Source organism: Pseudomonas syringae pv. coryli str. NCPPB 4273, from assembly GCF_000972175.1.
Lineage (GTDB): Bacteria > Pseudomonadota > Gammaproteobacteria > Pseudomonadales > Pseudomonadaceae > Aquipseudomonas > Aquipseudomonas syringae.
The window spans coordinates 139830-158162 of record NZ_AWQP01000025.1; the positions used below are offsets into that span (position 1 = coordinate 139830).

Below are 18333 nucleotides of genomic sequence, written 5' to 3' on the forward strand. Positions count from 1 at the left end.
GGCCTATGGTTCAGCTGACAGTTTCGTTTTCCGGACCGACGTCACGGACAGCGTCACTGGTAAAAATAAGACTACCCAATTGTCACCTACGCCACGCGAGGTTATCTGCCATGCACATATTGCTGACCGGTGGTACTGGTTTGATAGGACGAGCGCTCTGCCGATCCTGGTCTGCTCAAGGCCATGAATTGACGGTATGGAGCCGAAAACCCGCCGACGTCGCCGAGCTGTGCGGCCCCTCGGTACGTGGCATTGCCAGCCTTGATGAGCTGGGTACGCAGCCGGTGGATGCAATCATCAATCTGGCAGGCGCGCCCATTGCGGATCGTCCCTGGACCCGCAAGCGCCGTCTGTTGCTGTGGGAAAGTCGCGTCGGCCTGACCGAGCAACTGCTGAAATGGCTAGGCACTCGCGAGCAAAAGCCTGCGCTGATGATTTCCGGTTCTGCAGTCGGCTGGTACGGCGACAGTGGCGAGCGCGAAATCGACGAAACCTCGCTGCCTGCCAAGGAAGACTTTGCCAGCCAGCTGTGCAACGCCTGGGAAGAAACCGCGCAACGCGCCGAGGCGCTGGGTGTGCGCGTGGTGTTGATACGCACAGGGCTGGTGCTGTCCGATCGTGCCGGTTTTCTGCAGCGTCTGTTGCCCCCTTTCAAATTCGGCATGGGCGGGCCGATCGGCAATGGCAGGCAGTGGATGCCGTGGGTTCACATCCATGATCAAATCGCCGCAATTGATTTTCTGTTGAATCTGAATGAAGCAAAGGGTCCTTATAATGTTTGTGCGCCTTCACCGGTGCGTAATCGTCAGTTTGCCAAGTCCCTGGCCGGCATTCTGCACCGACCGGCCTTCATGCCCATGCCTGCGCTGGCCCTGAAGGTATTGCTGGGTGAGCTGTCGGTATTGCTGCTCGGTGGTCAGCGTGCGCGGCCGGAGCGTTTGCAGGAAGCTGGTTTTACATTCAAGTACACCGAACTCGACATTGCCCTGCAGGATTTGCTGGGTCGCCACTGAACGCTGTTGAAATGAATAGGATGTTGCATGACCGATCACGCTTTGTTGCTGGTCAATCTGGGTTCGCCTGCTTCTACTCAAGTGGCAGACGTGCGCAGCTATCTGAACCAGTTCCTGATGGACCCTTATGTGATCGACCTGCCATGGCCGGTGCGCAGGCTGTTGGTCTCGCTGATTCTGATCAAGCGGCCCGAGCAGTCCGCGCACGCCTATGCGTCCATCTGGTGGGATGAAGGTTCGCCCCTGGTGGTGCTGAGCAAGCGCCTGCAGCAAGCGATGAAAAAGGAGTGGTCGCACGGACCTGTCGAGCTGGCCATGCGTTATGGCGAGCCGTCCATTGAAACGGTGCTGACGCGGCTGGCAGAGCAGGGCTTCAAGAAGGTCACCCTGGCGCCGCTGTACCCGCAGTTCGCTGATAGCACGGTGACCACGGTCATCGAAGAAGCCAAACGCGTGGTGCGCGCCAAATCGTTGAAGATGCAGTTCTCGGTTCTGCAGCCGTTCTACGATCAGCCCGAATACCTGAGTGCGCTGGTGGAAAGCGTGCGGCCGCATCTGGAGCAATCTTATGACCATTTGCTGCTGAGCTTTCACGGTCTGCCTGAGCGGCACCTGCACAAGCTCGACCCGACCGGCAAGCATTGCCTGAAGGACGACTGCTGCATGACCGCACCCGCCGAAGTGCTCGCGACCTGCTATCGCGCGCAGTGCATACAGTCGGCGGCGGCGTTCGCCAAGCGTATGGGCATTCCTGACGGCAAATGGTCGGTGTCGTTCCAGTCACGTCTGGGACGCGCCAAGTGGATCGAACCCTACACCGAAGCGCATCTGGATGAACTGGCGGCGAAAGGTGTCAGGAAGCTACTGGTCATGTGCCCGGCGTTCGTGGCTGATTGCATCGAGACGCTGGAAGAAATCGGTGACCGCGGTGCCGAGCAGTTCAAGGAAGCCGGGGGAGAGGAGCTGATCCTGATCCCTTGCCTGAACGATGATCCCAACTGGGCGAAAGAGCTGAACCGACTGTGCGAGCGTGCGCCGTTGATGTTGTGATGCGCCGAACATCAAAGGCGGACGCAGAGCGTCCGGAATGTCATGTCGGACACAGGCTCACTCCCACAAGGGCGCGTCAAGGCAACTGATCATCCAGTTGCTTGTTCTTCCAGCTGTCATTGCCCGGCAGGATCAGGTTCAGAGCGATGGCGGTCACGGCGCAGAGGGCAATGCCTTTCAGGCCGAAATCGTTCGGGCCGTTGCCGGTGCCGATCAATACGCCGCCGATCCCGAACACCAGAGTGACCGAGACGATCACCAGGTTGCGCGCTTCGGCCAGGTCGATCTTGTGGCGGATCAGGGTGTTCATGCCCACCGCTGCAATCGAACCGAACAGCAGGCACAGAATGCCGCCCATTACCGGCACCGGAATGCTCTGCAGCAGCGCCCCGAACTTGCCAATGAACGCCAGCGTGATGGCAAAGAACGATGCCCAGATCATGATCTGCGGGTTGTAATTCTTGGTCAGCATCACCGCGCCCGTCACTTCGGCGTAGGTGGTATTGGGCGGGCCGCCGAACAGACCGGCAGCAGTGGTGGCGATGCCGTCGCCGAACAGCGTGCGATGCAGGCCCGGCTTTTTCAGGTAGTCGCGTCCGGTCACGCTGCCGACTGCAATTACTCCGCCGATGTGCTCGATGGCAGGGGCCAGAGCGACCGGGACAATGAACAGAATCGCCTGCCAGTTGAATTCCGGTGCAGTGAAGTGCGGCAAGGCCAGCCAGGCGGCGTCAGCGATTTTTTTGGTATCGACCACACCAAAGTAGAACGACAGCGCGAAGCCCACCAGCACGCCGGAGATGATCGGCACCAGACGGAAAATGCCTTTGCCGAACACCGCCACGATCAGCGTGGTCAGCAAGGCCGGCATCGAAATCAGCATGGCGGTCTGATAAGGAATCAACTGCGCGCCATCGCCAGACTTGCCCATCGCCATGTTGGCTGCAATCGGCGCCATGGCCAGACCGATCGAGATGATGACCGGCCCGATCACCACCGGAGGCAGCAGGCGGTCGATGAAACCGGTGCCCTTGATCTTCACGGCCAGACCTAGAAACGTGTAGACGAAGCCTGCCGCCATGACGCCGCCCATGGTCGCGGCCAGGCCGAACTGGCCCTTGGCGAGGATGATCGGGGTGATGAAGGCAAAGCTCGAGGCCAGAAAGACCGGCACCTGACGCCCGGTGACGATCTGGAACAGCAGCGTGCCCAGGCCTGCGGTGAACAGTGCCACGTTCGGATCGAGCCCGGTGATCAGCGGCATCAGGACCAGCGCGCCAAAGGCCACGAAGAGCATTTGCGCGCCGGATAGAATCGTGCGCCACAGTGGATCGTTGAACTCCTGCTGCGTCATCGGGTTACGCGTCCTTCTGCTTGGTGCCGAAAATCTTGTCACCGGCATCGCCCAGGCCCGGAATGATGTAGCCGTGTTCGTTCAGGCGCTCGTCGACGGAAGCGGTGTAGATCATCACGTCCGGGTGCGCCTTCTCTACGGCCGCGATGCCTTCGGGCGCAGCGACCAGAACCATGGCGCGGATTTCCTTGCAGCCAGCCTTCTTCAGCAGATCGATGGTGGCGACCATCGAGCTGCCGGTGGCCAGCATCGGGTCGATGATCATCGCCAGACGCTCGTCGATTTCCGGGACCAGTTTTTCCAGGTAGGTGTGCGCCTGCAGGGTTTCTTCGTTGCGGGCCACGCCGACTGCGCTGACCTTGGCACCCGGGATCAGGCTGAGCACGCCGTCCAGCATGCCGATACCGGCACGCAGAATCGGCACGACGGTGATTTTCTTGCCCGCGATCTTCTCGACTGACACCGTACCGGCCCAGCCTTGAATGTCGTAACTTTCCAGGGTCAGGTCGGCCGTGGCTTCATAGGTCAGCAGCGCGCCGACTTCCTGAGCCAGCTCACGGAAGTTCTTGGTGCTGATGTCGGCACGGCGCATAAGGCCGAGCTTGTGGCGGATCAGTGGGTGACGGATCTCACGAATGGGCATGGGGAAAGGCTCCAGCGGGGCAAAAATCGGTCTAGGTTAATCTATTCAGCTGTTACTGTCTTAAAGCGCGTGCAGTATCGTCTCGAAGCTTCGACGTTCGCGGCTTTTGCAAGACACTCGCAACGTTAGTCCAGAATCACTTGCTCTGGCTTGAACGGATGCGTACCTTTGCCCGCTTTTCTCAAACTGCCTTACCTGGAGAGCGTCATGTCCGCTGATCTCGAGCATATCCGTCAAGTCATGCGCGAAGCTGACTGCTTGTACACCGAGTCCGAAGTGGATGCGGCCATTGCCCGCGTCGGCGCGCAGATCAACGCCGAACTGGCCGAGCGCAATCCGGTTGTGTTCTGTGTCATGAATGGCGGCCTGATTTTCTCCGGCAAGCTGCTCACCCACCTGAACTTCCCGCTGGAAGCGTCCTACCTGCACGCAACGCGTTATCGCAACGAAACCACCGGCGGCGATCTGTTCTGGAAAGCCAAGCCGGAAGTCTCGTTCATGGACCGTGACGTGCTGATCATCGACGACATCCTCGATGAAGGTCACACCCTGGGCGCCATCATCGACTTCTGCAAACACGCCGGTGCCCGCGCTGTGCACACTGCCGTGCTGATCGACAAGGACCACGACCGCAAGGCTCGTCCGGACCTGAAAGCCGACTATGTCGGTCTGCCGTGCATCGATCGTTATATCTTCGGCTTCGGTATGGATTACAAAGGTTACTGGCGTAATGCTGCCGGTATCTATGCGGTCAAAGGGATGTAAGGCATTCTGACGACCGCTTCTGCGAACAGAGGCGGTCGTCGATTGGCAATTATATGGAAACCCTCAATGAAGCTACTGATTCCCGGCGCCGTGGCGTTGGTGCTGTTGTCTGGTGTGGCAGTTGCCGCACCTGCTGCGCCGGTATCGGCCAGCCCCATGCACGATCAATACCTGCCGCCTGACGACCTGAGCCTGCGTGAAGGTGTGCCCGAGCAGCAACAGTTGATGCGTGTCACCGAATACACCATCGTTGCCGGTAACCAGCGGCAGTCGAGTCAGCAGCCGATTCCGGTCACTTCGCCCTTGTCGCTGCGCCTCAAGGGCAAGTCGCTGAACAAGGGTGCGTCCATCTCCCAGGTGCTCGTGCACTTCGACGGCGGTGATAGCAAAAGCCTTAAAAAGCCGACCTATGATGAGCCGTCGAGCACGTTGACGCTTTATTACCCGCTGTCCCAGTACCGCGTGCTGGTGGACTTGCTGCGCAACGAGAAGGTCTATTGTCAGTTCCTCAGTTATGCCAACGGGCACATCTGGGCTGATCTGCACACCACCTCTGCACGTGCGCGTTGAGCGCGGCGCTCGCCGGAGGGTAAACTGCCCGCCCGTGAAAGTGTCTGCGACCTGCTGGAGCCTGTAATGCGTAAAGATAAGAAGCAGTTGATTGGCGATGAGATCGGCGATGAGCAGATCAAACTGTTCCTCAACTTCGAGCCGTATGATGCTACCTCGCCGTCGCTGCACAAGCTGATCAAGGCCTACCGTGGGCTGCGCATCAACGATTTCGAACGCTTTCTGGTGTTCTTCAAGGAAGCGGGCCATGACTTCGATGGCAAGGACGAGCACGGCAACGACTTCATCGCCCTGATCAAGGATCAGCGCAATGCTGATGAGTACATCGAACTGATCGAAAAAGCCCGCGGTTGACTATCGTGCCAAGGCTCCGTATTGCCAGGGCTGGACGCAGAGCGTCCGGAACTGCATTCCCACGCGGAGCTCTCAGTCGTTATACACACGTCCTAGAGCGCCCGGAATAACGGGCTTCCGAGCTTCTGCCCAGAGGGCGTGGGAGCGAACTTGTTCGCGAAGACGGTGTTTTAGTCGATGCATTTTCGGCGATTATACGACCCCCTTCGCGAACAAGTTCGCTCCCACGGCCTTCGGCCAGAATCAAAAACAGACTTGCGTATAACACTGAGCGCAAAGCGTGAGGACGAACGCTGCAGTTATTTGCGCGCCTGATACGCCTTGCCGTAATGCCGCTCCAGTCGTGACTGCAACAACTCCAGCCCGATCGACATGATCCAGTACAGCACCGCTGCGGTGGTCAGCATTTCGATGTATCGATAGCTGGAGCGGCCGTAAGACTGGGACAGAAACATCACTTCCCAGACGCCCATCACTGAAATCAGTGAAGAGTCCTTGAGCATGGAGATGAACTGGTTGGTGGTCGGCGGAATGATCGTGCGCATGGCCTGGGGCAGGGTAACGCGCCAGAAGATCTGCGCCGGGCGCAGCGCCAATGCCAGTGCGGCTTCACGTTGCCCGGCAGAGACGCCGATGATGCCCGCACGGAAAATCTCGCTCAGGTACGCCCCGTAGTTGAGCGACAGCGCGATCACTCCCGCCGTGATGGCTCCGGGCACGATGCCAAGTTGTGGCAGACCGAGATAGATCAGCAGGATCTGAATCAACAATGGCGTGCCGCGAAAGAACGAGGCGTAGAAGCTGGCGATGCCGAACGCCACCGCGCTGCTGGAAAGCCGCGCGAGCGCCGTGACAAAGCCGAGCGCCACCGAGACCACGATCGAGCACACCGACACGAATAATGTCAGCGCCGCGCCCTGCAGAAAGCCGTTGGGTGCCAGATGCAGCCCGATCAGGTTCGGTAATTTGTCGAGGATGATCGACAGCTTCAGATCGAAGCTCAGGAAGAAACCGGCGAACAGGACGAACATGACCAGCCAGGTCAGGTAAAGCCGTGTGCGGAAGCCGAAAACTCGCTTGAGCAGGCTCTGTTCGGCCTGCTCGGGTGGGCGCTGGGGCTGAAAGGAAGTCATTTGCTGATGTCAGCACCGATCCACTTTTGCGACAGCTTGCTCAGGGTGCCATCGCTCTTCAGTTCGGCAAAGACTTGGCGAACCTTGGCATCCCATTCCGGATCGTCTTTTTCGATGGCCACGGAGTTGGGTTCTTCATACAGCGACTCGCCCGCCAGTTTGAAGCGCTTGTCCTGATCCAGGCGTGGTTTTGCGGTCACCAGATTGGTGAGAATCGCGTCCAGCCGCTTGCCAGCACCCAGCCCGAGGTCTTGAAAGGCCACGTTGTCGTTGTCGTACGGAGCGATCTGCACGTCTTCGAACGGGTACTGCAGTGGCTTGTCTTCGGCGCCATCGATGACCAGATTCTTGTTCAGGTAGCTTTCATAGCTGGAGGCGCTGGTCAGACCGACCTTCTTGCCGCTCAGGTCCTTGGCCGAATGGATACGATCATCCGTGGCGTTGACCACGATCACCGCAGGCGAGGCGTAATACTCGACCGGGAAGTTGAACACTTCGGCGCGGGCCTTGCTCGGTGTCATCGAGCAGACGCAGATGTCATAACGACCACTCCAGTGGCCCGCGGCGATCACGTCCCAGGACGGTGTTTCGAGGCGCAGCTTGACGCCCAGTTTCTGCGCCACGGCCTTGGCGACGTCGACATCGAAGCCGTCCAGTTCATTCTTGTCATTCAGGAAAGAGAAGGGCGGGTAACTTTCCATGAGAACGTTGACCAGCTCTTTGTTTTTCTGCACGCGATCCAGCGTGGCGCCGGCCAGAACTTGCGTGGAGGCTGCCAGAGTGACCAGGCCGATGCCCAGCAGAGCGCGATAGTTCACAGATATCCCCTGAAAAAGTGTTTGTAGTTTGATGAAAGGGCCGTATTAAATACGTTATACAAGACTGACTCATAATGAGTTTTTTTCATATACATATAAGCAGATCACATATGAAGCAAGGCACAACTGTAATTCTCGATGGAGGCATGGGCCGTGAGCTGCAGCGTCGCGGAGCCCCGTTTCGCCAGCCTGAATGGTCGGCGCTGGCATTGAGTGAAGCACCGGAAGCGGTGAGTGCGGTACACGCCGCTTATATCGAAAGTGGTGCTCAGGTCATTACCAGTAACAGCTACGCCGTCGTACCGTTTCATATTGGCGAAGAGCGTTTTGCCCGCGAAGGTCAGGCATTGGCAGCACTGGCCGGGCAACTGGCGCGCGAGTCGGCCGATGCGTCTGGCGGACGCGCCCGGGTGGCCGGCTCCATTCCGCCGCTGTTCGGTTCCTATCGCCCTGATCTGTACAAGCCGGAGCAGGCGACTGATGTTCTGAAACCACTGGTTGCCGGGCTGTCGCCGTATGTCGACCTGTGGCTGGCCGAAACCCAGAGCTGCATTCTCGAAGCGCAGACCATCCGCGCCGGGCTGCCCAATGACGGTAAACCGTTCTGGCTGTCGTTCACCCTGCAGGATGAGGACACTGACGAGGTCCCGCGTCTGCGCTCAGGCGAGCCGGTCGCCGATGCAGCCAGGGCTGCCGCAGCAATGGGCGTCGCCACGCTGCTGTTCAACTGCAGCCAGCCAGAGGTGATCGGTGGCGCAATCGATGCGGCCCGTGAGGTGTTCACGTCGCTGAACGTCGACATTGCCATCGGCGCGTACGCCAACGCCTTCCCGCCGCAACCCAAGGACGCCACCGCCAACGACGGCCTGGACGAGCTGCGCGAAGACCTTGACCCGCAGGGCTATCAGCAGTGGGCGGCAGACTGGGTCAAGCGCGGCGCCACGCACATTGGCGGCTGCTGCGGGATTGGCCCGGAGCACATTGCCGTACTGTCCAGAAGCCTCTGACCGGCACCTGCAATAAACGCAATAAAAAGCCCCGTGGCTGGTAAAGGCTCACGGGGCTTTTTGTGACAGCACAGCAGCAGTCGGGTCAGGCGAAGCTGTGTTCCTGGCTGCTTTTCTCGACCAGTTCCAGCGCCTCGTCGTTCTGCGCGCTGATACGCTCGTAGAGCGGCGCATCGGTTTCGAGGATCTTCTCCCGGGCCGGGAAAATCTCTTCGAGCTTGGTCGCCCATTCCGTGCGGGTTTTCTCCGGGAAGCAGCGCTCGATCAGTTCAAGCATGATCGACACAGTCACCGAAGCGCCGGGCGAAGCGCCGAGCAGTGCGGCCAGCGAGCCATCCTGTGCAGACACCAGCTCGGTGCCGAATTGCAGGACGCCGCCTTTTTTCGCGTCTTTCTTGATGATCTGCACGCGCTGACCGGCGATTTCGAGGCGCCAGTCTTCGGCTTTCGCTTCCGGATAGAAGCGGCGCAGCGATTCCAGGCGTTGCTCCATCGATTGCATCACTTCGCTGACCAGGTACTTGGTCAGGTCCATGTTGTCGCGCGCCACCGCCAGCATCGGTTTGATGTTGGCCACGCGGACCGACAGCGGCAGGTCGAGGTACGAGCCGTGTTTCAGGAACTTGGTGGTGAAACCGGCATAAGGTCCGAACAGCAGGGATTTCTTGCCATCGACCACGCGGGTGTCCAGGTGTGGCACCGACATCGGCGGCGAACCCACGGCGGCCTGACTGTACACCTTGGCCTGGTGATGCTTGACCACTTCCGGGTTGTCGCAACGCAGCCACTGGCCGCTGACCGGGAAGCCGCCAAAGCCTTTGCTTTCTTCGATGCCCGACAACTGCAACAGCGGCAACGCTGCGCCACCGGCACCGAGGAACACGAATTTGGCATCTATCTCACGCGTGCCGCCGCTATTCACGTCCTTGACGCTGACGGTCCAGCCGGCGCCGTTGCGGGTCAGATTGGTCACCCGGCTGCGGTACTTGATCTGCGTCCCTGGGGCGCTGGTCAGGTGGCCGAGCAGTTGGTTGGTCAGCGCACCAAAGTTGACGTCGGTGCCGTTCATCATCCGCGTTGCAGCAATTTTTTCGTCCGCAGGCCGACCAGGCATCATCAATGGCATCCACTCGGCCAGCGTTGCCTTGTCCTCGGTGTATTCCATCGAAGAGAAGGCGTGATGCTTGCTCATGGCTTCAAAACGGGTCTTGAGGAACGAGACGCCTTTTTCGCCCTGTACGAAGCTCAGGTGCGGAACCGGGTTGATGAATGAGCGAGCTGAACCAAAGGTGCCCTTGCGCGCCAGGTAGGCCCAGAACTGTTTCGAGACTTCGAACTGGGTGTTGATGTGCACCGCTTTCTTGATGTCGATGGAGCCATCAGCCGCAGGCGGCGTGTAGTTCAGCTCGCACAGACCGGCGTGGCCGGTGCCGGCGTTGTTCCACGGGTTGGAACTCTCCGCAGCACCGGAATCCATCAGCTCAACGACTTCCAGCGTGATGCCGGGGTCGAGCTCTTTTAGCAATACCGCCAGAGTGGCACTCATGATGCCCGCTCCGACCAGTACTACATCGACTGCTTCGTTATGCGCCATTAACGCGTCTCCAAAATCTGCAGCACCAAATTGACGGCATACGATCCTGAGGCTGTTTGCCAGGTGTTCGTGGGCTGAATCAAGCGTCTACCCTCGTTTGCCTGGCCAGGATCGCCTGACCGATTCTTCGCAATTTTTCGCATCCAAAGCGCAGGTCCCGGTCAGGCCCGGTCATGGTTCATCAATACTTCATGAACGCATTTCCAGGCCTGCGAGGCCATTCGACCATCGTCAGGGAGCCCCTTGTGCAACGGGCGCCTGTCGATGGCGTCAGGCTCCGGTCATGGAGGCACAGTCGCGGTCAGTCCTGTTCAAGAGAGCCGGTTCAGACGCTGATGGTGCATTTACAAACGCGTACCTATTCATTTGCTCGCCACACTCTTGTGAAGTAGTGAAACCCGTTTTTCACGTCCTTTTGGGAACGCGAACCAAACCTCGAAATGGCTGCGATGACAGCGCTGGCAGGTCAGGCGCATAAAGAGTGAGGCGCTGACCGGCAAGAAAGGTTCGATAGGATTCGAGCATTCTTCACCTTTCATCGAGCACACTCGTGCGCAAATGACCTGTGTGGGCGGCTCTCTGTGGGCATTACGAAGGCGCTAATACGGCGATTAGCAGTGCTGCGAGGCCCGATCAGGAGACGTCCTTATAATCGGGGGGAGATTATAGCGATGAAATGGCAGGAATTGATCGCTTTAAATGACTTTTATTCGCTCCCCGGTCAGGCGGTGAGCAACTGGCCGCGCGTTGAGCGTTCGCTACGCTGCGTCATGCGTGCGCTGGCGGGCAGTGGCTGATTCAACCAACTGAGCCGTTGCTCGGTCACTTCGACCCATTCCACGCCGGCCGGACGTTGTGCGCAGTGTTTGAACGCACGGCAGACGCCTGCCTGATCGATACGCGCGTAGTGGCGATGCTGGGGACGTGCAGTGAACAGAGACCGGAACAGATTCATGGCGCAGCTCCTGTGACTTTAATGAGCGTCTGGGCGATGGAGGCGAGTCTGCCGTGTGGATGTGACGCCCTGATTACACCGTGCTGCATGAATCTCGCCCTGCGTTGCGGCGTGAACCCCGATGCGTGGCGAATGTCCGAGGCTTAACGGTCAGTGGCCTCTGGTTAGCGGCTGTGACAGGCCGCTATACTGCGGCACATTCAGTGTCTGGCCCATGGAGAAATGAGCATGCTGCGTCGCATTTTGTTCGGTTTGCTTGCTGTAAGCAGTTTGACCCTGGTGGGCTGTGCCCACAGCCCACAACAACTCAGCCCCACGCCCAAGCTCAATGCGCAGCTGGCGGCGGTAGGGCGTGGGCAGCCTGTGGTGGTTCGTGTCGTCGACGGCCGTCCTGGCCCGACACTGGGCACGCGCGGTGGCATGTACCCGGAAACCAGTTCGATCAGCGTCACCGGTGCCGACATCGTTCCCAAGCTTCAGGCTCAGGCTGAAGCCGCCGTGCGCCTGCTGGGCTTTACGCCGACCCAGGGCGGCAGCGCTCCGCAGTTGACCGTGACCCTGGCAGACCTGAAGTACCAGTCGCCGAAGGAAGGTCTGTACGTGACTGAAGCCACCATCAGCTCGACGTTCCGCGCTGACGTGCGCAATAACGGCCGTACCTACAGTGGTCGTTACGCCGCATCGCTGGACCAGCGTTTCGGTATGGCGCCGAATCAGGAAACCAACACCAAGCTGGTGAGCGACGTGTTGAGCGACGCACTGACCCGCGTCTTCCAGGACCCGACCATCGGTTCGACCCTGTCGCAGTAAGCCTCTAACCATCGCGATAAAAAAAGCCCGGCCCCTGTTGAAGGGGCCGGGCTTTTTGCTGTTCCGGGTTTGGTATCAGGCTGCTTGCTGGTAGAAGTCGAGGAAACTCAAGCCCGTATCCTGATCCAGATCCGGCAGATCATGATGAACATGCCCGCCCAGTGCGCAGTAGACCAGCCAGTGGCGGTCCTGAACATTGAAGGCCAGGCCATCGATCAACTCCTGCTGCTCATCGCTTGGGGCGATGAGATAAAGGCGATCCTGATTTTTTGCATGCAGCATGACAAGCTCCAAAGAGAGGGAAGTCCGTTTCTCGAGGAGCCACACAATGCAGGCGAAGTATGACGCTGGGGTGACAGCGGCACAGAATTGTCGTGCAGGATGTTTCGAGGGCGCATGACCACGCGCAGCCTGGGCATTACACGTGCTCTCCCGTATACCTGTCTTTCCTCACGCTCCCGCGTGGGAAAGCCCTGGGTGACGCTCTGCGTCATGGCGCTGAAGCGCTCAAGACCGGGCGAAGAGCGCCCGGAGCGGCGTACCCATACTCAGCATGGGCACGATAGACGTTCCAGGTCTTAAAGCGCCAGCCCTGCCTTGACGCGGTACTGGTTGCGTACCGGGGTCGCGTATTGCTGAATCATGTAAGGGCGGTGCTCGATCGGCGTGCCTGCCAGGCGGGTTTCCCACTCTTCCCTGGCGCGCTCGAGTTCATCCGCCGGGAACAGCGCTTCGGCCTTCGGCACTTCAAGCGCCGGATCGGCATCGTTCCATTGCGCGTACGCCAGGTAATGCACCGGGAACAGCCGATAGCCGCCGAGAATCTGCCGATCCATTTCTATGGCCAGTTGCTTGGTGTCCTCGAAATGCTCGGTGATCGGCGGTGCGAAGTTCACATGCACACGGCCTTTATAGCCGGTGATCCCCAGGGCAATGCTCACGTCGTCTTCGCCCGGCGTCTTGGTGTAGACGCCGGTTGTCGCACGAATGTACAGCTCGCGGGCCTTGGCGCTGTCGCACGGATCATACTCATAGCTGATCGACACCGGGATCAGGTTCAGCGAACGAATCACGTCGCCAAACGGCTCATCCTTGCGGCTCATGTGGAACATCTTGAGGATCGCCGACTCGGTACGGTCGTCACCGTCCTTGGCGCGGCCTTCGGCCTGAGCGATCCAGATCGACTGGCAGTCCTGGGTGATCGAGTGATTGATGTACGCCGACAGCAATTGATAAGCCGCCATTTTCTCGCGCCGCCCGATGATCGAGCGGTGCACGATGAAGCTCTTGTTGAGGCGCATCAGGTCGCTGACGAATGGCTTTTGCAGCAGGTTGTCGCCAATCGCGATGCGCGGGGTGGGCAGGCCTGCGTGGTACACGGCGTAGTTGACGAACGCCGGGTCCATGACGATATCGCGATGGTTGGCCAGAAACAGGTAGGCACAACCGGACTTCAGCTGTTCGACGCCGGTGTAGGTGACCCCGTCCGTGGCGCGTTCGATGGTGTGGTCGACGTAATATTCAACCTTGTCCTGCAGCGTGGCGACCGAGTCGATACCGGCAAATTCGCGGCGCAGCTTGCGCGCCAGGGTGGGCTGCAGCAGCCAGCCGAATGCGCCCGCCAGGCGTGGAAAGCGGAATCGGGTCAGAATGGCGAGAAAGGCTTTGTCGCTCAGCAGACGTGCCAAGACGGCGGGGACTTCTGCATCGTTGTAAGGTCGGATGGCATCAAATTCGCCCATCATGCTCTCTTGTTTGAATCGAATAGGGTAAAAAGAAGACGGATTTGTTAAAACTGCCTTCTGAAGAATGGGTCAATTATACGCATAACTGATCCCGGAGACCGTGATGCAGGAATTACAGAGTTACGACTGCCCTTATTGCGGCGAACCTGTCGAAGCCGTACTGGACCTTTCCGGCGGCGATCAACAGTACATTGAAGACTGTCCGGTCTGTTGCCGCCCGATCGTTTTCGACCTGCAGACCGACGGCGAAGACTGGAATCTGGACGTTCGCAGCGAGAACGAGTGATGCAGAAGATCTACGAGCCCGAGAACCTGATGGAGGCCGAGTTGCTGCTGGCGATGCTCGCCAGTGAAGGTGTCAACGCGCATCTGGCCGGTCGCGATCTGCTCGGGGCGATGGGCGAGCTGCCGGGGCTGGGGCTTCTGGCTCTCAAGGTCGAAGATGCGCAGGTCGCCCGCGCACGAGCGTTGATCACTGCGTACAATAGCGCTTCGCCCCTGTCTGGCGATGAGCCGGACGACTTCCCCGATGTACTGGTGTGCTGAGCACCTTAAAAGAGTCTGATTAGCCCCCATGTGTGGACGCTACGCCCTGTTTCGCTGGACCCCTGCCTTTGCCGCCTTGCCCGGTTTTCCTGCCGATCAGCAGGCGCAATGGAATATTTCGCCAGCCGACTGGGTGTTGATCATGCGTGCCGCCGAAAATGCTGACGGTATCGAACTGGTGCGCGCGCGCTGGGGCCTCACGCCGGCCTGGCTCACCGACCTGTCGAAAACGCCTGCCCACGCCCGCGCCGAAACCGTAGCCGAGCAGCCGATGTTTCGCGATGCCTTCACCCATCGCCGTTGTCTGCTCCCCGCCAACGGCTTCTACGAATGGCGTGGCACGGTGCGCAAGCGTCCTTTCTGGCTGACGCCGGGGGAGGGCGCCGCACTGTTTTTCGCCGCGATCTGGGAAGCCTATCCGGTGCAGGGGCATACGTACCTGAGCGTCGCGGTGGTCACCCAGGCGGCTGCGACCCAGCGTCGGCCGTTGATTCTGGACGCCAAGGGCCAGAAAGACTGGCTGGCCGCCGACACGCCGCTGCCGACCCTGCAAGCGTTGCTGGCTGCCCCACAGACGGCGTTGCGTGAGCGGCCTTTGGCCAATCTGGTCAATGATCCGAAGCTGAATGCCCCCGAGTGCCTTACGCCGCTAAGGTAGTCGGGCAAGGCAAAAAACACCGAATCGGACAAATCCGATATCCGCGTTGAAGCACATCTGATACAAACTGGACATACCTGCGGGAACCATCCACCCCTGTCAAAGACCAAGATGCCAGTTGGCCGGTATCTGGCGCAGAGGTCTGCCCCGGGACTGACCGTTTCATACACAAGGAGATACACCATGCGTCCTTCATTTGCCTTCTGTGCCTTGAGCGCTGCGTTGCTGCTCGGCGGGTGTCAGGCAGTCAATACCACGAGTGGCGACTCGGTCGGTGTGGAGCGCAAACAGTACATGTTCAGCATGCTCTCCACGGATGAAGTCAACAAAATGTACGCCCAGTCCTACCAGCAGACCGTTGGCGAAGCGACCAGCAAAGGGGTGCTCGACACCACCAGCGCCAATGCCAAGCGGGTTCATGCAATCGCCAATCGACTGATTGCCCAGGCGCCCAAATTGCGGGCTGATTCGGCGCAGTGGCAGTGGGAAGTCAACCTGATCAAGAGCGACGAGCTGAACGCCAACTGTGGTCCTGGTGGCAAGATCATTGTCTACAGCGGCCTGATCGATACCCTCAAACTGACCGACGATGAAATCGCGGCGGTCATGGGCCACGAGATCGCCCATGCCTTGCGCGAGCACGGGCGTGAAGCGATGTCCAAGGCATACGGTGTTTCAATGGCCAAGCAGGGCGCAGGTGCCTTGCTGGGATTGGGACAGGACAGCCTGGCGTTGGCAGATACCGTGGTCAACTACAGCCTGACGCTGCCCAACAGCCGCAGTAACGAGAACGAAGCCGATCTGCTCGGTCTGGAACTGGCCGCACGCGCCGGTTACAACCCGAATGCGGCGATCACCCTGTGGCAGAAGATGACCCAGAACTCCGGTGGTTCGCAGCCTGAGTTCATGAGCACTCACCCGGCCTCGGAAAGTCGCATCGCTTCGTTGCAGGCTGCGATACCGAAAGTCATGCCGCTGTACCAGAAAGCCGCTAAATCCTGAGTGGATGAGTCGCCCGTAGCGTTGCGAGGGTTTTCGCAACGCTACGGGTCAGCATCACACCCAGCCGCTGACTTGCATTGCCTTGTAAACAGCCACCAGCGCCAGCACGAAGAACGCGCAGGCAGCCAGTCGGCGGATCAGGGTCAGCGGCAGCTTCTCGGCGGCGAAATTGCCCGCCAGCACCACCGGCACATTGGCCAGCAGCATGCCCACCGTGGTGCCCAGAATGACCAGCCACAGGTAGGAATACTGCGCCGCCAGCATCACCGTGGCGATCTGCGTCTTGTCACCGATTTCAGCGATGAAGAACGTGATCAGCGTGGTCATGAACGGGCCGAACTTGCGTGCCGTGCTGGCTTCGTCGTCGTCCATCTTGTCCGGAACCAGTGTCCACAGCGCCGTGGCGGTAAAGCTGGCGGCGAGGATCCAGTGCAGCACTGCGTCTGACAGATAACTGCTGAACCAGGCACCTACAGCGCCGGCTGCCGCATGGTTGGCCAGCGTTGCGGCGACGATGCCGGCGATGATCGGCCATGGCTTGCGAAAGCGCGCAGCGAGAATGAGCGCGAGCAACTGCGTCTTGTCACCGATTTCGGCGAGCGCGACCACTGCGGTAGGGACTAAGAATGATTCCAGCATCAGGTTTCCTAAGGGGCGGGCCGACACGGCTATGACACGTACGACCTCCCCGCCCCGGGTAAGGTGTTCGTGTCATAGGTCTTGTCAAACCACCGATCCGTCTGAGCGGATTCCGGGTCGCACGTACCATGGTCTGAGGACCAAGTATGTTGATACGTGCCGGACGAGCATGGCGCTCGTGGGAGACTACTCCCCTAGGACGGAGCGGATTCTGCCTCCGCGAAAACGTTTCGGCAAGTGCTTATTTCAGGGGCGTTTGGCGCTGTAGATTTTGAAACCGTTGCCCTGCGCTCTGACTTCGCACTGGCCGACGTGCTCTTCGATCAGCGGCTGATAACGCAGGAAGTTATTCGCCACCAGGCGCAGTTCGCCGCCTGATTTGAGATGTTGGCGTGCTTTTCTCAGCAAGTTTTCCGTTGCCATGTAATCGGTATGAACGCCGACATGGAACGGCGGATTGCTCAGAATGGTGTTCAAACCCATCGGTGCTGCGTCGATGCCGTCACCGGTCAGCACCTGGGCTTGCAGGCCATTGGCGGCCAGGGTCAGGCGTGAACTGGCGGTGGCGAAGGCATCGACATCGAGCATGATGACTTCGTTGTGCGGGTAACGACGCTTGATCGCCGCGCCCAGCACTCCGGCGCCGCAACCGAAGTCGAGCAGGTTGCCGCTGGGCAGCTTGTCGATGTTTTCCAGCAACAGGGCTGAACCACGGTCGAGGCGGCCATGGCTGAACACGCCGGGCAGGCTGACGACGGTGAGCGGGCCGTCCTGCAATTCGATCTGGTAGGGCCTGGCGAGGCTTTCCAGGCTGACGGCTTGCGGTGCGTGCTCGACGGTGACTTGCCACAGCTGGCAGTGGCGGGCGCTGTCCAGCTTGCGCGCGCGGCCGAAAGGGCTCAGTTGCTTGGCAGCCGCTTCGATGCCGCCACGTTTCTCGCCGACCAGAAACAGCTCGCGTCCGGCCAGTCGCGAGGCCAGTGCATTGAGCAGGTAGTCGGTCAGGTCACGCGCCTTGGGCAGGAACAGCACAGCGGCTTCGAAGTCAGTCTGTGGCGCTTCGACACCGAAATCCACGCGCCCTTCAAAACGTGTGTCCAGAGCCGCCTGATCACCGGCGTGCCAGCACCATCCACGGGCATCCGGCAGTTTTCCGAGCAGGTCATCGGCGGGCAGCCCGACCAACAACAGCGAGCCCTGAAACAGCTCGGCCTGACGGAGTAACACTTCACTGCGCGGGTCCATGGAATGGCTCCTGAAAAAGCGCGCAGTCTATCAGGATATGGGCCAGGAGGACGCGGAGCGTCCGGAACGGCATGCGACGCGGAGCGCCGCACGATAGTTGCGATGATCGTTCCTCACCCCAGCGTGGGAATGCAGTACTCGACGCTCTGCGTCGCCAGAGGACGCAGAGCGCCGCACGATAGTTGCGATGATCGTTCCTCACGCTCTGCGTGGGAATGCAGTTCTCGACGCTCTGCGTCGCCAGAGGACGCGGAGCGCCGCACGATAGTTGCGATGATCGTTCCTCACGCTCCGCGTGGGAATGCAGTTCTCGACGCTCTGCGTCGGAAGAGGGCACGGAGCGCCGCACGATAGTTGTGGTTATCGTTCCTCACGCTCCGCGTGGGAATGCAGTTCTCGACGCTCTGCGTCGTCAAGAGGACGCAGAGCGTC

22 protein-coding genes and 1 riboswitch are annotated in these 18333 nt (G+C 59.7%); of the genes, 11 read left to right on the forward strand and 11 right to left on the reverse strand.

What is annotated here, in order from left to right; genetic code table 11:
* The first annotated feature begins 110 nt into the window (after positions 1-110).
* Positions 111-1013 (forward strand): TIGR01777 family oxidoreductase, encoded by a 903-nt coding sequence (locus P406_RS13225; RefSeq protein ID WP_003408659.1) that lies wholly within the window; start codon positions 111-113, stop codon positions 1011-1013.
* Between the two features lie 27 nt (positions 1014-1040).
* The gene (gene hemH / locus P406_RS13230) at positions 1041-2063 is read left to right on the forward strand and encodes a ferrochelatase (protein WP_003408660.1); all 1023 of its coding nucleotides are present in this window, start codon (positions 1041-1043) and stop codon (positions 2061-2063) included.
* A 76-nt stretch (positions 2064-2139) separates the two neighbouring features.
* Here the strand turns inward: hemH and P406_RS13235 are convergent, their stop codons facing one another.
* Both P406_RS13235 and upp read right to left on the reverse strand, forming a co-directional pair.
* Positions 2140-3417: a uracil-xanthine permease family protein gene (locus P406_RS13235; RefSeq protein WP_029571743.1), complete on the reverse strand. Its 1278-nt coding sequence runs from the start codon at positions 3415-3417 to the stop codon at positions 2140-2142.
* 4 nt (positions 3418-3421) lie between these two features.
* A complete protein-coding gene (gene upp / locus P406_RS13240; protein WP_003408662.1) occupies positions 3422-4060 on the reverse strand; it encodes a uracil phosphoribosyltransferase in 639 nt (212 codons plus the stop codon).
* A 207-nt stretch (positions 4061-4267) separates the two neighbouring features.
* Here upp and P406_RS13245 point away from each other — a divergent pair, with 207 nt between their 5' ends.
* The 3 genes from P406_RS13245 (at position 4268) to P406_RS13255 (ending at position 5749) form a co-directional block, all read left to right on the forward strand.
* Positions 4268-4825 (forward strand): hypoxanthine-guanine phosphoribosyltransferase, encoded by a 558-nt coding sequence (locus P406_RS13245; RefSeq protein ID WP_003421702.1) that lies wholly within the window; start codon positions 4268-4270, stop codon positions 4823-4825.
* Positions 4826-4891: 66 nt separating this feature from the next.
* Entirely contained in the window at positions 4892-5395 is a 504-nt protein-coding gene (locus tag P406_RS13250; protein ID WP_046236425.1) for a hypothetical protein, read from the forward strand.
* 66 nt (positions 5396-5461) lie between these two features.
* The gene (locus tag P406_RS13255) at positions 5462-5749 is read left to right on the forward strand and encodes a PA4642 family protein (RefSeq protein WP_004419120.1); all 288 of its coding nucleotides are present in this window, start codon (positions 5462-5464) and stop codon (positions 5747-5749) included.
* A gap of 299 nt (positions 5750-6048) precedes the next feature.
* Here P406_RS13255 and P406_RS13260 read toward each other — a convergent pair whose 3' ends face one another.
* Positions 6049-6882, reverse strand: a complete 834-nt coding sequence (locus P406_RS13260) for an amino acid ABC transporter permease (protein WP_046236426.1) — start codon at positions 6880-6882, stop codon at positions 6049-6051.
* The gene (locus P406_RS13265) at positions 6879-7700 is read right to left on the reverse strand and encodes an ABC transporter substrate-binding protein (RefSeq protein ID WP_003408664.1); all 822 of its coding nucleotides are present in this window, start codon (positions 7698-7700) and stop codon (positions 6879-6881) included. The genes P406_RS13260 and P406_RS13265 overlap by 4 nt, the downstream gene beginning before the upstream one ends.
* Before the next feature lie 110 nt (positions 7701-7810).
* Between P406_RS13265 and P406_RS13270 the strand changes: the two genes are divergently transcribed.
* A complete protein-coding gene (locus tag P406_RS13270) occupies positions 7811-8707 on the forward strand; it encodes a homocysteine S-methyltransferase family protein (protein ID WP_046236427.1) in 897 nt (298 codons plus the stop codon).
* A gap of 85 nt (positions 8708-8792) precedes the next feature.
* Here the strand turns inward: P406_RS13270 and mqo are convergent, their stop codons facing one another.
* The 3 genes from mqo to P406_RS13280 form a co-directional block, all read right to left on the reverse strand.
* Positions 8793-10301 (reverse strand): malate dehydrogenase (quinone), encoded by a 1509-nt coding sequence (mqo, locus tag P406_RS13275; RefSeq protein ID WP_046236428.1) that lies wholly within the window; start codon positions 10299-10301, stop codon positions 8793-8795.
* A gap of 362 nt (positions 10302-10663) precedes the next feature.
* Positions 10664-10840: a hypothetical protein gene (locus tag P406_RS28905; protein WP_154284861.1), complete on the reverse strand. Its 177-nt coding sequence runs from the start codon at positions 10838-10840 to the stop codon at positions 10664-10666.
* Positions 10841-11022: 182 nt separating this feature from the next.
* Positions 11023-11256 carry a hypothetical protein gene (locus tag P406_RS13280; RefSeq protein ID WP_032697991.1) on the reverse strand — a complete coding sequence of 78 codons (234 nt, stop codon included), beginning with the start codon at positions 11254-11256 and terminating at the stop codon, positions 11023-11025.
* Between the two features lie 228 nt (positions 11257-11484).
* Between P406_RS13280 and P406_RS13285 the strand changes: the two genes are divergently transcribed.
* Complete coding sequence (locus P406_RS13285; RefSeq protein WP_003408667.1) at positions 11485-12066, forward strand: YajG family lipoprotein; 582 nt, start codon at positions 11485-11487, stop codon at positions 12064-12066.
* A gap of 75 nt (positions 12067-12141) precedes the next feature.
* On the opposite strand, the gene P406_RS13290 is transcribed toward P406_RS13285, so the two are convergent.
* Both P406_RS13290 and P406_RS13295 read right to left on the reverse strand, forming a co-directional pair.
* Positions 12142-12348 (reverse strand): hypothetical protein, encoded by a 207-nt coding sequence (locus tag P406_RS13290; RefSeq protein ID WP_003346138.1) that lies wholly within the window; start codon positions 12346-12348, stop codon positions 12142-12144.
* Between the two features lie 296 nt (positions 12349-12644).
* Positions 12645-13811, reverse strand: a complete 1167-nt coding sequence (locus P406_RS13295) for a 1-acyl-sn-glycerol-3-phosphate acyltransferase (RefSeq protein ID WP_082100796.1) — start codon at positions 13809-13811, stop codon at positions 12645-12647.
* A gap of 103 nt (positions 13812-13914) precedes the next feature.
* Here P406_RS13295 and P406_RS13300 point away from each other — a divergent pair, with 103 nt between their 5' ends.
* The 4 genes from P406_RS13300 (at position 13915) to P406_RS13315 (ending at position 16017) form a co-directional block, all read left to right on the forward strand.
* A complete protein-coding gene (locus tag P406_RS13300; protein ID WP_003318204.1) occupies positions 13915-14097 on the forward strand; it encodes a CPXCG motif-containing cysteine-rich protein in 183 nt (60 codons plus the stop codon).
* A complete protein-coding gene (locus P406_RS13305) occupies positions 14097-14357 on the forward strand; it encodes a putative signal transducing protein (RefSeq protein WP_003346143.1) in 261 nt (86 codons plus the stop codon). Before P406_RS13300 ends, P406_RS13305 begins: the two co-directional genes overlap by 1 nt.
* Positions 14358-14385: 28 nt before the next feature.
* Complete coding sequence (locus P406_RS13310) at positions 14386-15015, forward strand: SOS response-associated peptidase (RefSeq protein ID WP_046236430.1); 630 nt, start codon at positions 14386-14388, stop codon at positions 15013-15015.
* 183 nt (positions 15016-15198) lie between these two features.
* Complete coding sequence (locus P406_RS13315) at positions 15199-16017, forward strand: M48 family metallopeptidase (protein ID WP_046236431.1); 819 nt, start codon at positions 15199-15201, stop codon at positions 16015-16017.
* 54 nt (positions 16018-16071) lie between these two features.
* Here the strand turns inward: P406_RS13315 and P406_RS13320 are convergent, their stop codons facing one another.
* Both P406_RS13320 and P406_RS13325 read right to left on the reverse strand, forming a co-directional pair.
* Positions 16072-16656 (reverse strand): TMEM165/GDT1 family protein, encoded by a 585-nt coding sequence (locus tag P406_RS13320; protein WP_003415077.1) that lies wholly within the window; start codon positions 16654-16656, stop codon positions 16072-16074.
* Positions 16657-16725: 69 nt separating this feature from the next.
* Positions 16726-16864: riboswitch (yybP-ykoY riboswitch) on the reverse strand.
* A 38-nt stretch (positions 16865-16902) separates the two neighbouring features.
* Positions 16903-17901 carry a methyltransferase gene (locus P406_RS13325; RefSeq protein WP_003408670.1) on the reverse strand — a complete coding sequence of 333 codons (999 nt, stop codon included), beginning with the start codon at positions 17899-17901 and terminating at the stop codon, positions 16903-16905.
* Positions 17902-18333: the final 432 nt, after the last annotated feature.